Consider the following 14,507-nt stretch of genomic DNA (forward strand, 5'->3'; position numbering starts at 1 on the left):
CGCTCAGCCCCCGAAATACGCGCGGGCGATCTGGTCGCGCCGGAGGTTATCGGGGCGGCCGGTGAGTGTCACACGGCCTTCGAGGAGGCAGTAGATGCGGTCGGCGACGGCAAGCGCCTGGCTGATGTTCTGCTCGACCACCACCACGGAGGCGCCCTCGGCCCGGATCTCGTCGAGGGCTGCGTAGATGTCCTTGATCACGGAGGGGGCGAGGCCGAGGCTGATCTCGTCGCAGAGGAGAAGGCGCGGGTTGGACATCAGCGCCCGGCCGAGCGCCACCATCTGCTGCTGGCCGCCCGACAGCGAGGTGGCAGCCTGCGTGCGGCGCTCCTTCAGTACGGGGAAGAGGCGATAGATGGCGTCGAGGCTCCAGTGGCCGCGCACCTTGCGGCCGTAGTTGCCGATCATCAGGTTTTCTTCCACCGAGAGGGAGGGGAAGAGCTTGCGCCCCTCCGGCACCAGGGCGATGCCGCGTGCCATGATCTCGGCGGGCTTCATGCCGCCGATGGTCCGGCCGTCGAATTCCACCATGCCTGCCGGGGTCTGCCGCAGGCCCGTGATGGCGCCCAGCAGCGTCGACTTGCCGGCCCCGTTGGCACCGACAATGGCGATGGTCTCGCCCTCGTCCACATGGGCGTCGATGCCGTAGAGCGCCTGAAAATCGCCGTAAAATGCGGTGAGTTCGCGGGTTTCGAGGAGCTTCACGGGGCCGCCTCCCGCCGTTCGCCGCGCGCGGTCATACTTCCATTCCGAGATAGATGCGGCGGACGGCATCGCTGGCCATCACCGCCTCGGGATCGCCCTCGCCGATGATCTTGCCGAAATCGAGCGCAACGAGGCGGGACACGACGGCAAGCAGCGCGTGGGTGACGTGCTCAATCCACACGATGGTGGTGCCGTCCGCGTTGATCTGGCGGATCGTCTCGATCAGCGAGGTGCATTCGGCATCGGTGAGGCCGCCGGCAATTTCGTCCAAGAGCAGGAGCCGCGGCCGGGTGGCGAGCGCGCGCGCCATTTCGAGGCGTTTGCGCTCCAGCAGCGAGAGGGAGCCTGCCGGGAGGTTTGCCTTGGCGAGGAGGTCGGTGCGGTGGAGGACTTCGACCACACTCCCTTGCTCGGCGCGCTCCGAACCGCCTGCGCCGAAACAGGCGGCGACGGAGACATTCTCGTAGGTCGTCATCTGCTCGAACGGCTGCGGGATCTGGAAGCTGCGGCCGATGCCGAGGTTGACGCGCCGCCGCGCCGGCAGGCGGCTGATCTCCGCCCCGTCGAGCCGGATCGAGCCGCCTTGCGGCGCAACGCGGCCGGTGATGAGGTTGAAGAGCGTCGACTTCCCCGCCCCGTTGGGGCCGATGATGCCGAGCGCCTCCCCCTCCGCGACATCGAGCGAGATGTCGTCGGCGACGGTCACCGCCCCGAAGGCGCGGTTGAGGTTGCGGATTTCCAGAAGCACGGCCGGCTCTCCGGGCGGCGCGCCCGGTTCGCTCAGCTGATCGGCCTCATTTCACTGGCGACCGGAATGTCCGGGTAGGTCTGGTTGTCGACGATGACAAGCTCGAACCGGCCGTTGTCGCCCTTGCGCCACTGGCCGCCCACCAGCGGCGTCTTGGTCACGTTCTTCTGGGCGAAGGGGGGCAGGTTCGCACCGTCCCACTTGATGGGGCCGACGATGGTGTTCATGTCGGTGGCAGCAATGGTCGCGGCCACGGCGTCGCCGTCGCGCGGATCGTCGGTGCGTTTCAGAACGTCGACCAGCACCTCGAACAGCGCATGCGCGAAGCCGAGCGGCTGGGTCCACTGGTTGCCGGTCGCGTCCTCGTAGCCGGCGCAGACCTCGCCCGCGTTCTGCCCCGTCAGCGAGGACTTGAACGGGTGGACGTTGGACCACCACACCTCGGACGACAGGTTTTCGGCGGCGTCGCCGATGGCGTTGACGGCGGAGGGAAACAGGATCGCCTTGCCGACGGATGCGGCCTTGGGGCGGTAGCCCTGCTGCGCGGCCTGGGTCCAGAAGGTGGCAAAGTCCGGCGGGAGGACGACGCCGGTGAGGAGCTGGCAATCGCCGTTCTTGAACGCCGAGATCTGGGCGGAAAAGTCGTCCTGCAGGTTCTCGTAGCGGCCGGGGTCGAGGAGCTTGAAGTCGGCTGCCGTCAAAGCCGGCGGAAAGCCCACCTGCGGGTCGCCCCAGGCGTTGCCGTCGGCATCGTTGGGGAACAGGCCGCCGACCATGCGGTTGGTGTCCAGCTGGTTCCACATGTTGGTGAAGACGGCAATCACGTCCTCCAGCCCCCAGAAGAAGTGGTAGCCATAGTCGAATGGCTTCCAGCTCGACGGGTCCGTCGGGTTGCCCTGCCGGCCGATGAACCACGGCTGCCACGGCGCCAGCGAAGAGATCACGGGGTACTGCTCGATCTCGGCGATGGTGGAGACCGGGTTGGTGGTCTCCGGCGTGTTGCCCACCAGCATGATGTCGATCTCATCGTCGATTATGAGTTCCTTGGCGACGTCTGCGGCGCGGTTGGGGTTGGACTGGCTGTCCTTGACGATGACTTCGAGGTTGTAGGTGCGGCTGCCGGACTTGATGCCGCCCGAAACCGCCTTCAGCACACCGTCGATGATGTACTGGTCGACCTCGGAGAAGGCCGCGAGCGGCCCGGTCTGCGGCGTGACGTAGCCGACGCGCACGGTGCGGGCCTGGGCGTGGACGGCAGGCGCGAACAGACCAACAGCAGCCGTGGCGGCGCCAGCTTTAAGGAACGTGCGCCGGTTTGTCTCAAGGCGTTTCATGGGGATCCTCCGGATCGAATTATTTTTCTTGTTTTCGTCTTTGGCGAGACCATAACGCAGTCCCTCCGTCTTCCCAAGTGAGTGGTTGCATTCTGGTGGGAGCTGACGACGACTCCAGCCGGCAATGAGAGGTAATGGCGCGCGCCTTTGCAGCGCAGATCCATGCGTCTTCTCATGATCACCCTTTTGTTTGCAGAACGCCCGGCGGCCGGGCACGGGGGCGGCTCGCCGCCGAATGGAAAGCGGGACGATTCCTGCCTGCGCCACGGCGATCAGAACTGTGGGCACACCGCGACATAAACCCGCGGGCAGGCCGACCGGATGAAGGTGCTGCAGCCGAGGAGGTTCGCGAACGAGATCTGCCGGCCGATCTCCCAAGGATGCCAGCTGCGAAGCCCAGCCCGTCGCGCGTTGGCCGTCAGCTCCGCATCAGCGTGTTCTGGTCGATGGAGAAGCTTGCGTTCAGCGGCAGTGCGGCTGCACCGACGGCGCGGGCGATGGAGCCCCAGTGTCCGGCCTTTATTGCAGGATCGGAAAGCCCCTGACGGTCCATCGCGCTGAACGTATCGCGGATTTTCGCAACCAGCGTGTCGCGCACGTCGGGCGGGAAGCTCCCGTCGATCACCACCGTTTCAAAGTCGATGATCGAGAGCGAGGAGGCGATGGCATGCGCGATCCCGCGCGCTGCCAGATCGAGCCATGCCTCTACGATGGCCGGATGCGCTGTCCATCCGTCGGGGTCGTTTCGCAAGCTGGCAGGGTCGTGACCCGCGTCGCGGAGCATCTGGTCGAGCACGGTGAGTGAGGCGTGGTCGATGAGGCGGTCTGCACCCGGTTCACCGCCCGGCACACGGAACGGCCCGAAGCCGCCGGCATTGCCCGTGCGGCCGAGAAAGACACTGCCGTTGAGGATGACACCGCCGCCGATGAGCGTGCCGACGAACAGATAGATGGCGTCCTGCGTGTCGCCGTTCATGTTGAAACTCATCTCGGCAACGCAGGCCGCGGTCGCGTCGTTCGCTGTGATGATGCTCCAGGGGACGGTCCGCGACAGAAGCTCTGTGAGCTTCACGTCGCGCCAGGCGTCCAGTGTGCCCTGCGGCACGCCGATTTCCGCGTTCCACCCCCAGATCTCGAACGGCATCGCGATCCCGAGCCCCAGCACCCGGTCACGGGGAACGCGGGCGGATTTCAGGATCTGCCTGATCCCGGATTTTGCAAACGCCTGAATGCCGTCAGGTGTGGGAAACGGATAGGCGGACGACACCGAGGCGCGCACGGTGCCCACAAAGTCGATGAGGACGAGATCGGCGCTTCGCCGCCCGATCTTGAGGCCGGCATAAAGCCGTGCATCAGGGTTGAGGCGCACCGGCGTGGACGGCTGGCCGATCCGGCCCCTGATGGGCGCATCCCGAATGATGAGCGCCGCATCTTCCAGCGAGCGGAAGATCACAGACACGGCGTTGGGCGACAGTCCGGTCGCGCGGATGGCTTCCGATTTGGTGAGGCCGGGATGCCATCTGACGAGCTGAAGAATAAGGCGCTCGTTGTAGCTGCGCACGGCAATCTGGTTGGAGCCCCGGTTGGGACTTTGCTGCATGGACCGGTCGCGGCCGCCGCCCGTTGTGGCTGTTGGCTTTTGTCCCACCATGCCTCTTCGTATTCCATCCGACCTTTGTTCGCCGGTTGTGTCCCGCAAACGGTCCGTACGGTCAATTTGTGCCGCTGCCGATGGCTGGCACGCGCTTTCAGCATAGGGGCGGGCAGGCCATCGTCAATACATACTTCATTTGGAAGTATTTATTGACTTGGGAAAAGTCCGGAGCCTAACCTCGCCATTATCCAAGGCCCGTTTTTCAGCGGGGCCGTGGTTTGTTGGGGCGCAAAGGAGGCTTCTTTGCAAGAAGCACCGGACATTTCCGAGCGGGGGGGAGACTCCGATCCCGCGGAAGCTGAAGAGGGCAAGGTTCTCTTGCGGCTGGTCGGCGCCACCAAGCGGTTCGGCGGCACGGTGGCCATCCACAACGTCTCGTTCGACATTCGCGCGGGCGAAGTGCTGGCGCTTCTGGGGGAGAACGGTGCGGGCAAGAGCACCTGCGTCAAGGTGCTTGCCGGTGTCTATCCGCCCAACGAGGGCAGCGTGGAAATGGGCGGCAAGGCGCGGGTCTGGGACTCGCCGCTGAGCGCGCAGCGTGCCGGCATTGCGGTGATGCACCAGCATCCGGGCCTTTTTCCGGACCTCAGCGTTGCCGAAAACATCTTCTTCGGCCGTTTCCCCGAAACATCGCTAGGGGTGATCGACACCGGCGCGATGGCCGACCGCGCGGCCGAAATTCTGGACACCATCGGGCTTGATGTTTCGCCGTCGCAACCGCTGCGGACACTGAGCGTCTCCGAGCAGCAGCTTGTCGAAGTGGCCCGCGCGCTGTCGTCGGACGCCGACATTCTCATCATGGACGAGCCGACCGCGGCGCTTTCCCACCGCGAGGTGCAGAAGCTTTTTGCGGTGGTCGCTCAACTGAAGGCGCGCGGCGTCGGCATCGTCTTCGTCGGTCACCGGATGGACGAGATCTTCGACGTGTCCGACCGCATTGCCGTCCTGCGCGATGGCGAGCTTCTGACGGTGGAGCCGGCTGATGTGCTGACCCGGCAGGACGCGATCAACCTGATGGCCGGCCGCACCCTCGTCGCCGGATATCCGGAGCGCGATCAACCGCCCGGCGATGTCATCCTGCAAGTGGAGGATCTCAGCCGTGCCGGCGAATATTCCGGCATTTCGTTCAATGTGCGCGCGGGCGAGGTGTTGGGGATAGGCGGGCTGGTCGGCAGCGGCCGGACTGAGGTGGCGCGCACGATCTTCGGCATCACGCGGCCCAGCAGCGGCGACATTGCGATCGACGGCGCGCCGGTCCGCATCGGTTCGCCGGGGGAGGCCATGCGCAAGGGCATTGCCTACGTGTCCGAGGACCGCCTCTCGCAAAGCCTGATTGCCGAGTTTCCCATCTTCGTGAACGGCTCCCTCACCGTGCTGGAGCGCTGCACCCACCACGGCCTGTTGCAGCGCGAGCGCGAAATCGGCGCGGTGAAGGAGCAGCTGGAGCGGCTGAAGCTGCGCTATGCCAGCTTCGACCAGGAAATTTCCGGCCTGTCCGGCGGCAACCAGCAAAAGGTGGTGCTGGCGAAATGGGTCGCCACCCGGCCCCGCATCCTGATTCTCGACGAGCCGACCCAGGGCATCGACGTCCAGTCGAAGGCCGAAGTCCATGCGATGATCGCCGACCTTGCCAGACAGGGGCTGGCGATCGTCCTCATCTCTTCGGAGATGCCTGAGCTTCTGGGGATGTGCGACCGCATCGTCGTCCTCAATGAAGGCCGCCAGGTCGCAACGTTCGATCGCGCCGAGGCAACCGCCCCCAAGGTGCTGGAGGCCGCCACCCGCAGCGCGGCGCCGGTGGACGCCGGACCCGAAACGCATGAGGTGCCGGAGGCACCGGCGCAGCAGTCCTTTGCGCAATCGCTCCGCAATCTTCTCAAGCGGCGCGAGGTGGGGCTTCTGGTTGCGATCCTTGCCGTCATCATCCCGGTGACGATCATCAACCCGCGCATGATGAGTCCGGCGAACCTGACGCCGCTCACCATGGACGCGGCTCTCCTCGGCTTCGTCGCACTCGGCCAGATGCTCGTCATTCTGACGCGCAACATCGACCTTTCCGTCGCGTCCGTGATCGGGCTGACGGCCTACACCTCCGCGGGCCTGATGTCCGCCAACCCGGAACTCCCGGCCATTGCCGGGGTGGCCTTCGCCTGCGTGCTGGGCGCAGGGCTCGGCAGCATCAACGGCCTCATCATCGCCTATGGGCGCGTGCCGTCCATCGTTGCCACGCTGGGCACAATGTCGATCTTTCGCGGCCTCCACTCGCTGTGGGCCGGCGGCGACCAGATCAGCGCCGACGAGGTTCCGGCGCACTGGCTCGCCCTTGCAGGCACCGAGGTGCTCGGCATTCCGCTGATCGTGCTTCTGGCGGTGGTCGTGCTGGCCGTCGCGGCCTTCGTCCTCAGCCGCACCCGGTGGGGGCGCGAGCTGTATGGCGTCGGCTCGAACCCCGGCGGTGCCGACCTCATCGGCATACCCTCCACCCGGCGCATCTTCAGCGCGTTCGTTCTGGCCGGCGCGCTGGCGGGGCTGACGGGTGCCCTGTGGGCCTCGCGCTATGCCACGGTGGATGCCCGCGTCGCCTTCGGTTTCGAGTTGACGGTGGTGGCTGCGGTGGTGGTCGGCGGTGTCGCGATCCGCGGGGGATCGGGCACCGTTCTCGGCATCGTGCTCGGTGCGCTGGCGCTTCTCATCATCCGCAACGGGCTCGTCCTGGTGCGCGTCGATCCGCTCTGGCTGCAGGGGATCTACGGCCTCGTCATTCTGGTGGCGATCACCATCGACGCCAAGATCGCGGCCCGCCACGAACGAAGATTGCAGCGCAGGGCCACGCCATGAAGAGACCCGCCTGGATTTCCAACTGGGACGCCTTCATCTGCGCGGTGGCCGTTGCCGTGCTCCTGATCGGCTTTCTGGCGTTCAAGAATTTCGGCAGCGCCTTCAACATCTCGCAGATGATTGCCGGCGTGTCCGAGCGTGCGCTGATTGTCCTGCCGATGATGCTGCTCCTCATCACCCGCGACATCGACCTGTCGGTGGCCAGCACCCTTGCCCTCACCAGCGTGGTCCTCGGCCTTCTCCTTCAGGCGGGAATGCCGCTGGCGCCCGCAATCGTGCTCACGCTCGTTTCGGGCGGTTTGCTCGGCGCCTTCAACGGTGCGCTGGTGACGGTGGTGGGGCTCCCCTCGCTCGTCGTCACCTTGGGCACGATGGCGCTGTTCCGGGGCATCGGGTACATGCTGCTCGGCAGCGGTTCGGTGAACGTGCTGCCCGATGCGCTGCTGGATTTCGGCTTCACCAACGTTGCCGGCCTGCCCGTACCGTGGACCATCGTGCCCTTCCTGGTGATCCTGCCGATCTTTGCGGTGGTGCTGCACCGAACCATCCTCGGCCGGCGCATCTTCGCCATCGGCGGCAACCCGATGACGGCGCTGTATTCCGGCATTTCCGTTGAGCGGATCCGCTTCGGACTGTTCGTGTTTTCGGGCGTCATCTGCTCCATCGCCGGCATCATCTACACCGCACGCCTTGCCAATGCGCGCGCCAACAACGCGTTCGGCATGGAGCTGGACGTCATCACCATCGCGATGCTCGGCGGCGTCAGCGTGTTCGGCGGCAAGGGCGGGGTGGTCGGCGTTGTGGGCGCGCTTTGCCTCGTTGCGCTGATCCGCAACCTTCTCGGCATCAACGGGGTCGGCGGCGACGCCCAGAGCACGCTGATCGGCATCATGCTGATTGCGGCCCTGCTCGCCGGCACGTTCGTCCCCCGCGTCGTCGCCAGCGCAAGGCGCCGGCGGGACAACAAGGTCTTGGGCGGCACAAGAAACGCCTGAGGAATTACGGCCAAAGAACAACCCATGGAGGAAACAACAATGCTGAAGAGAACACTGCTTGCGACGGTCTGCACCGCCGTTTTGTTGACCGGCGCGGCACAGGCGCAGGACTGCCTGACCGAGCCCGGCACCATCGGCTTCCTGCCCAAGCTCGACACCGACCCCTACTTCCAGGTCGCCAATGACGGCGCCAAGGAAGCTGCGGGCGAAATGGGCGGCACCGTCATTCAGGCCGCGCCCAGCCAGGCGACCGCGGAAGCCCAGGTGGAGTTCATCAACAACCTCGTCGCGCAGCAGGTCGACGTGATTGCGATCTCCGGCAACGACGCCAATGCCGTTGCCCCGGCGCTCAAGCGCGCGGCGGCCAATGGCGTGCGCGTGATCTCCTACGATTCCGATGTGGCGCAGGGCGCGCGGACCGTGTTCGTCAACCAGGCGCTCGGCTCAAGCCTTGCCGAGATGATGCTCCAGTCGATGAACGACATGATCGGAAAAGGGAAATTCGCAATCCTGTCCTCGACGCCGACAGCAACGAACCAGAACGCCTGGATCGAGCAGATGCGCGGCGAACTGGACAGCAACCCCGACTATAGCGGCCTTGAGCTTGTGACGGTGGTTTATGGCGAGGAAAGCGAGCAGGTGAACCAGCAGCAGGCGCTTGCGCTGGCCCAGACCTACCCGGACCTCAAAGGCATCATCGTGCCCGCCGGCATCGGCCTTCCCGCAGCCGCCCGCGCCCTCGAAGAGGCCGGCATGACGGGCCAGATCAAGCTCACCGGCCTCGCCCCGGCCTCCTTGATCCGCAAATACATCGAGGACGGTTCGGTTCAGGACATCTGGTGGAACGTGACCGATCTCGGCTACCTCGCCTACCATGCCGCGCAGGCGGTTGCGATGTGCAAGATCACCGGCGAAGAGGGCGAGACCTTTGACGCCGGCCGGCTTGGGTCCTACACGGTCGGCAAGGCTGGCGAGGTCGTCCTCGGTCCGGCCAAGATCGTCACGCCGGAGAATGTCGACGAGTTCAAGTTCTAGAACTGAACAACGCTTCGGGCGGTTTTTCTGCCCGAAGCGGACCAGCGCACCGAACGAGAGCGCTGCCTCGAATTTTTCCGGTGGTTCCATACTTGCCGGGCCCGCCTCGGCCAGCAGGCGGTGGTCATCATTAAAAAGCCCACCCCTGAAACAGGGGCGGGCCGACTGGTACTGAAATCACTATAAGAAACAAATATGTATCGGCAGATTGAAAAGTCTTTTCCTGTAATTGAAGTGCGCGTCAGTTGCAGACGCGCTTGATGCGGATGACGTAGGCGCCACGGCGCGGGCTCCAGCGCTCGGTGCGCACGTTGCGGCAGTAGACCCGCTGCGGGGCAGCGTTGGCGGCAAGGGCCGCGCCGAGGGCGAACGCGCCGAAGCCGATGGCAGCCGCTGCACCGTTGTTGAAGTGGCGGCCGCGGTGGCCGCGATGCGGGCGGCGATGGCGCCTGCTGCGGCTGCCCACGGTATCGACGGCGGTCGCGCCGGTTTCGATCTGGGCGCTTTTCAGCGCGGCGAAGGGGGTTGCAGAAGCGGCGGTGGGGGCTGCGACAGCTGCTGCAGACAGTGCGATTGCGGTGGAAGCAGCGACAATGGTTTTCTTGATATTCATGGTCGAAATTCTCCAGATGCTTGCAATGTTTGTTTCGGGTTCCGGCCCGTTGCCGATGCATTGAAGATGATGACGGCTTCGTCATCTTCACGTGACCAGCGTCACAACCCGCGCATTTGAAGAATTTCGTCCAGATTGACCGCTTGCGCCGTCCATCCCGCGTTGCCCGCAAAATGGATTGAAGCCGCCGGTGGCACCGGCGGCGCGCAAGCAATCCTCAGCTGAGGTGCAGCTTGCGCCTGCGCTCGGCGGCCCACGCGCCAATCAGCCGATCCGCCGTCATGGCAATGAATGCCACGGACACGCCGGCCACAATGCCCATGCCCACGTCGGCGCGGGTGAGGGCGATGTAGACCTCCTGGCCAAGGTCGCTGGTGCCCACGAGTGCGGTAATCACGAGCATGGACAACGCCATCATGATCGTCTGGTTGACGCCGAGCATGATCTGCGGCGTCGCCAGCGGCAGCTTCACGCGCCACAGGATCTGCGAGGGCGTGCAGCCGGACATGGTCGCCGCCTCGATGGTTTCGGTCGGGACCTGCCGGAGGCCATGGTCGGTGTACCGCACCGCGGGCGCGATGGCGTAAAGGACGATGGCGATCATCGCCGAGAAGTCGCCCACCTGAAACAGCATCACCACCGGGATCAGATAGACGAAGCTCGGCAGCGTCTGCAGCGTGTCGATGCCGATGGAGATGATCTTGCGGGCGCGCCTGCTGGCGGCGGACCAGATGCCGATCGGTATGCCGATGAGGCACGCAATCACCACGGACGTCCCGCACAGATAGACCGAGACCATCGCCTTTTCCCAGTTGCCGGTGAAGGCGATGAAGGCGGACATGCAAAAGAGCATCGCCGCAAGGCGCAAGCCGGAAAGGCGCCATCCGAGGAGCGCAACGCCGGTTGCCACTGCCAGCCACGGCACCTCGACGAGAAGGCGCTTCACCGGGATCATCACATGGATCAGCAGGAATGCCTTGATCGCGTCGAGCGTGTCGTAAAGGTGGATGTTGATGAGGCGGATCAGCTCGTCCCAGAAGGGGCCGGTGTCCAGAACGAGAGCCTGCGGATAGATCGACAGCGCCGGAAACAGCGCAGCAACCAGCATCCCGAGGCCGAGAATGACGAGGACGCCGAGTGGCGTCGATACCGCCAGCAGCCCGTGGCGGTCAGCGCGAGGCGCCTTGCGGCCGCGGTTGGCAAGCGCCTGGCACAGCCGGTCGATGGCGATGGCGAGGAGCGTGATGGCGACACCCGCCTCCAGCGCATCGCCGATGGCGAGGCGCTTCAGCGACGTCAGCACGTCGCGCCCCAGCCCGCCGGCACCGATCATCGAGGCGATGATCACCATGTTGAGCGAAAGCATCACCACCTGATTGACGCCGATCATCAGGCTATCGCGCGCGGCCGGCAGCTCGATCCGCCACAGCATCTGACGCGGGGTGCAGCCGGCCATGTCGCCAAATTCCAGGAGGTCGCCGGGGACCGAGCGCAGCGCAACGATGGTCACGCGGACCATGGGCGGCATGGCGTAGATGATGGTCGCGATCATCGCGGAGACCTGGCCGAAGCCGAAGAGAACGAGAACCGGCAGCAGGTAGGCAAAGACCGGGACGGTCTGCATCAGATCCAGAATGGGGGAGATGACCCGCTCGGAGGCTGAATGCTTGTAGGCCAGAATGCCGAGCAAAAGCCCGACGAGGATGCCGATGGGCACGGCAACCAGCACCGAGGAGAGGGTGATCATCGCGCTTTGCCACTGGTCGAAGACGGCGAGGTAGGCAAAGCAGGCGAACATCAGCACGGCGAGCCCCGTGCCGCCAACGCGCCATCCCATGAAGACCATTGCCAGCAGCAGCCCGAACCAGGGCAGCGGCGCGATGTCCACCTCGGTCAGCGGCACCGTCCACCCCGAGGCCAGCAGCGCAGTCAGGGCGGCAAGCGGAAGGGACAGCACATAGGCAACCCCCCGCGTGAAATCCTCGAACGTGAAGAGACCGAAGCTGAGATCGTCGACGAGGAAATCCATGCCATCGGAGATCCAGCTGGCGAACGGGATGACGAATTCCCGGCGCGGATCGTCCAGCAGCGGAACATTGGGCGCGACGACGAAGATCACGGCGAGCACGGCAAGGGCGACGCACCAGAAAAGGGCGTTGTTGCGGGCCGAGGGCGCAGGGCGGGCGGCGATGGTGGCGGCGATGCTCATTACCCCTCCGCAAGCAGGGCGATGACGGCCTCGCGGTTGATCTGGCCGATCCGCTTCTGCCTTTTGTCGACCACCGCGAAGGGCTCGGTTTCGCCGACAACTCTTACGGCAAAGTCGCAGACCCGCTCGGACGCGCCGATCTCGCCGGCGTGGCTGACAGCAGGGTCGAACCCTTCCATTAGCGCGCGGGCCGACAAAACCTTCGAGCGGCTGACCGCGCGCGTGAATTCCTCCACGTAAGGGGAGGCGGGCCGCACGACGATGTCCTCCGGCGTGCCGATCTGGACGACCTCGCCGTGGTTCATGATTGCGATGCGGTCTGCGATCCGGATTGCTTCGTCAAAATCATGGGTGATGAAAACGATCGACTTGTTGAGGACCCGTTGCAGCCGCAGGAACTCGTCCTGCATCTCGCGGCGGATCAGCGGGTCGAGGGCAGAGAAGGGCTCGTCAAGGAACCACAGCTCGGGTTCGGTCGAGAGCGAGCGGGCAATGCCGACCCGCTGTTGCTGGCCGCCGGAAAGCGCATCCGGAAAGTCGTCCTCGCGCCCCTTGAGGCCCACGAGGTCGATCATCTCCCGCGCCTTGGCCTCGCTCTCGGCCCGGCTGACGCCCTGCACTTCCAGCGGAAAGGCAACGTTGCGAACGACGGAGAGGTGGGGCAGCAGCGCAAAATGCTGGAACACCATGCTCATCTTGTGCCGACGCATCTCGATGAGATCCTTGCGGGAACAGGCAAGGAGGTCCCGTCCTTCAAAGGAAAGCTCGCCGGCGCTGGGGCGCAGCAGCATGGACAGGCAGCGGATGATGGTGGACTTGCCGGAGCCGGAAAGCCCCATGATCACGAAGATTTCGCCTTCGCGCACGTCGAGGCTGACATTGCGGACGCCCGCAGTCAGGCCTGCTTTCGAAAGGGCGGCGGGATCGGGTGAACCACCGGATTCCGCGACCATATCGCGGATTTCGCCTTCGTCGCCGAAGATTTTCCAAAGGTTGCGGCAGGAGAGCTTTACTGCCGCCGGCTCATCGCTCGAGGTGTCCGCCTGCAATGCAGTGTCGGGTCCCAAGGCTGGTGCCTCGATCATGGAGAATCCTGTGGCTGTTTGAAGGGAAGTCTGGTGGATCGGCCGGGCAAGGCTGTCCCGACCGATCCGTTCAAGTCAGCTCTTGGGGATCCAGCTCTGCCAGGTGTCCTTGTTGTCCTTCAGCCAGCCGTCAACAGCCGCCTGCAGCGGCATCCCGTCGACGTCGACCTTGCCGATGAGGTCGCCCGCATCGTCATTGGTGAGCTTGAAGTTGCGGATGGCCTCGTAGGCTGCGGGCCAGACTTCTTCGCCGCCGGTCCACGCGACCTTCTTCACCCAGCCGAACGGCTTGCCGCAATCGTAGGCCATGTCCGGGTTGGTGCCCCAGCTGGGGTCCTCGTAGCAGGCGTCCTCGTACTCGGGGAATTGCACCCACTCGCCGTCAAGGCGCATCGGCAGCCAGTGCGGGGCATAGACCCAGGCGAGGATCGGCTTCTCGCGCTGATAGGCGGACATGATCTCGGCCACGAGCGCGGCATCGGTGCCCGAGTGCATGACCTCGAAGTCGAGGCCAAGCGCCTCGACCCGCTCGTCGTCATGACCGCCCCAGGTGACGGGGCCGCCGAGGTACCGGCCCTTGGGAGCCGTCTGCGGGCTGGAGAAGAGTTCGGCGCAGTCGTTGAGGGCCTTCCAGTCCGGCAGGCCGGGGCACAGCTCGGCCACGTAGGCCGGATACCACCAGTCTTCCTTGGCCTGGAGGCCGGTCTCGCCGAGGTCTTCGACCTTGCCGGTCTTGACTGCTTCCTGAAGAGCGGCCTTGCCCGTGGTTTCCCAGATTTCCATGGCTGCGGTCAGGTCGCCGCTTTCCAGCCCGGCGAACTGGGCGAGATAGTCGGCCTGCACGTATTCGACCTCGTAGCCCATCTCTTCCAGGACACCGCCCATGATCCGGGTCGTGATTTCCTGGCCGGTCCAGTCGTTGATCGTGAGCTTGATCGGGCGGTCCGTTTCCGGAACGGTCTGGGCCGAGGCTGCACCTGCCATGAAGGTTCCGGCCAGGAGGGCTGCGGCCCCCGCAAGACGAACGGCTTTGAAGCGGGGTGTCGCGAAGCTTCGGGTCATCACTGCCATGGACAACTATCCTTTCTCGATCGGTGGCGCCGGAGAATTTCCGGACTTGGGCTGCGCGGGGCAGGCACGCCACGACGATTGGCGTTGAGGGCGACATGCGAACAGCATGGGTCGGCACATCGTTGGAAGACCTCACAAATTCCCGGTCTGACCACAAATGTCAACGGAATTGCCACAAAAAGCCAAAAACCCCATTCGCATCGCCCGAAGAATGACTATC

Annotated in this window: 11 protein-coding genes; 3 read left to right on the forward strand and 8 right to left on the reverse strand. The window is 64.9% G+C overall.

Annotation, left to right across the window (positions count from 1 at the left end; all coding sequences use genetic code 11):
- Window positions 1-3 precede the first annotated feature (3 nt).
- The 4 genes from RDV64_RS09505 to RDV64_RS09520 form a co-directional block, all read right to left on the reverse strand.
- Window positions 4-705 carry an ABC transporter ATP-binding protein gene (locus tag RDV64_RS09505; RefSeq protein ID WP_309199013.1) on the reverse strand — a complete coding sequence of 234 codons (702 nt, stop codon included), beginning with the start codon at window positions 703-705 and terminating at the stop codon, window positions 4-6.
- A gap of 31 nt (window positions 706-736) precedes the next feature.
- Window positions 737-1,453, reverse strand: a complete 717-nt coding sequence (locus RDV64_RS09510) for an ABC transporter ATP-binding protein (protein ID WP_309199014.1) — start codon at window positions 1,451-1,453, stop codon at window positions 737-739.
- A gap of 32 nt (window positions 1,454-1,485) precedes the next feature.
- Window positions 1,486-2,787, reverse strand: coding sequence for an ABC transporter substrate-binding protein (locus RDV64_RS09515; protein ID WP_309199015.1), 1,302 nt, complete (start codon window positions 2,785-2,787; stop codon window positions 1,486-1,488).
- Window positions 2,788-3,205: 418 nt separating this feature from the next.
- Window positions 3,206-4,387 (reverse strand): ROK family transcriptional regulator, encoded by a 1,182-nt coding sequence (locus RDV64_RS09520; RefSeq protein WP_309199016.1) that lies wholly within the window; start codon window positions 4,385-4,387, stop codon window positions 3,206-3,208.
- Between the two features lie 297 nt (window positions 4,388-4,684).
- Here RDV64_RS09520 and RDV64_RS09525 point away from each other — a divergent pair, with 297 nt between their 5' ends.
- From RDV64_RS09525 to RDV64_RS09535, 3 genes are read left to right on the forward strand one after another with little or no spacing between them, the layout of a single operon-like run.
- Window positions 4,685-7,279, forward strand: coding sequence for an ATP-binding cassette domain-containing protein (locus RDV64_RS09525; protein ID WP_309199017.1), 2,595 nt, complete (start codon window positions 4,685-4,687; stop codon window positions 7,277-7,279).
- The gene (locus RDV64_RS09530) at window positions 7,276-8,274 is read left to right on the forward strand and encodes an ABC transporter permease (RefSeq protein WP_309199018.1); all 999 of its coding nucleotides are present in this window, start codon (window positions 7,276-7,278) and stop codon (window positions 8,272-8,274) included. The genes RDV64_RS09525 and RDV64_RS09530 overlap by 4 nt, the downstream gene beginning before the upstream one ends.
- A 39-nt stretch (window positions 8,275-8,313) precedes the next feature.
- Window positions 8,314-9,309, forward strand: a complete 996-nt coding sequence (locus RDV64_RS09535) for a rhamnose ABC transporter substrate-binding protein (RefSeq protein WP_309199019.1) — start codon at window positions 8,314-8,316, stop codon at window positions 9,307-9,309.
- A gap of 241 nt (window positions 9,310-9,550) precedes the next feature.
- Here RDV64_RS09535 and RDV64_RS09540 read toward each other — a convergent pair whose 3' ends face one another.
- The 4 genes from RDV64_RS09540 to RDV64_RS09555 all read right to left on the reverse strand — a co-directional run bounded on the left by RDV64_RS09540 (window position 9,551) and on the right by RDV64_RS09555 (window position 14,278).
- A complete protein-coding gene (locus RDV64_RS09540) occupies window positions 9,551-9,922 on the reverse strand; it encodes a hypothetical protein (protein ID WP_309199020.1) in 372 nt (123 codons plus the stop codon).
- A gap of 217 nt (window positions 9,923-10,139) precedes the next feature.
- On the reverse strand, window positions 10,140-12,131 hold the full coding sequence (locus RDV64_RS09545; protein WP_309199021.1) for an ABC transporter permease subunit: 1,992 nt from the start codon (window positions 12,129-12,131) through the stop codon (window positions 10,140-10,142).
- Window positions 12,131-13,216: an ATP-binding cassette domain-containing protein gene (locus RDV64_RS09550; protein ID WP_309199022.1), complete on the reverse strand. Its 1,086-nt coding sequence runs from the start codon at window positions 13,214-13,216 to the stop codon at window positions 12,131-12,133. Before RDV64_RS09550 ends, RDV64_RS09545 begins: the two co-directional genes overlap by 1 nt.
- A 75-nt stretch (window positions 13,217-13,291) precedes the next feature.
- On the reverse strand, window positions 13,292-14,278 hold the full coding sequence (locus RDV64_RS09555; protein WP_375143822.1) for an ABC transporter substrate-binding protein: 987 nt from the start codon (window positions 14,276-14,278) through the stop codon (window positions 13,292-13,294).
- Between the last annotated feature and the right edge of the window lie 229 nt (window positions 14,279-14,507).

This window comes from Acuticoccus sp. MNP-M23, from assembly GCF_031195445.1.
Taxonomy (GTDB): Bacteria; Pseudomonadota; Alphaproteobacteria; order Rhizobiales; family Amorphaceae; genus Acuticoccus.

Excerpts from the sequence above, each read along its gene's own strand:
- RDV64_RS09515 (WP_309199015.1), bottom strand. The coding sequence starts at position 2,787 with ATGAAACGCCTTGAGACAAACCGGCGCACGTTCCTTAAAGCTGGCGCC.
- RDV64_RS09520 (WP_309199016.1), bottom strand. The coding sequence starts at position 4,387 with ATGCAGCAAAGTCCCAACCGGGGCTCCAACCAGATTGCCGTGCGCAGC.
- RDV64_RS09530 (WP_309199018.1), top strand. The coding sequence starts at position 7,276 with ATGAAGAGACCCGCCTGGATTTCCAACTGGGACGCCTTCATCTGCGCG.
- RDV64_RS09535 (WP_309199019.1), top strand. The coding sequence starts at position 8,314 with ATGCTGAAGAGAACACTGCTTGCGACGGTCTGCACCGCCGTTTTGTTG.
- RDV64_RS09540 (WP_309199020.1), bottom strand. The coding sequence starts at position 9,922 with ATGAATATCAAGAAAACCATTGTCGCTGCTTCCACCGCAATCGCACTG.
- RDV64_RS09545 (WP_309199021.1), bottom strand. The coding sequence starts at position 12,131 with ATGAGCATCGCCGCCACCATCGCCGCCCGCCCTGCGCCCTCGGCCCGC.
- RDV64_RS09550 (WP_309199022.1), bottom strand. The coding sequence starts at position 13,216 with ATGATCGAGGCACCAGCCTTGGGACCCGACACTGCATTGCAGGCGGAC.
- RDV64_RS09555 (WP_375143822.1), bottom strand. The coding sequence starts at position 14,278 with ATGACCCGAAGCTTCGCGACACCCCGCTTCAAAGCCGTTCGTCTTGCG.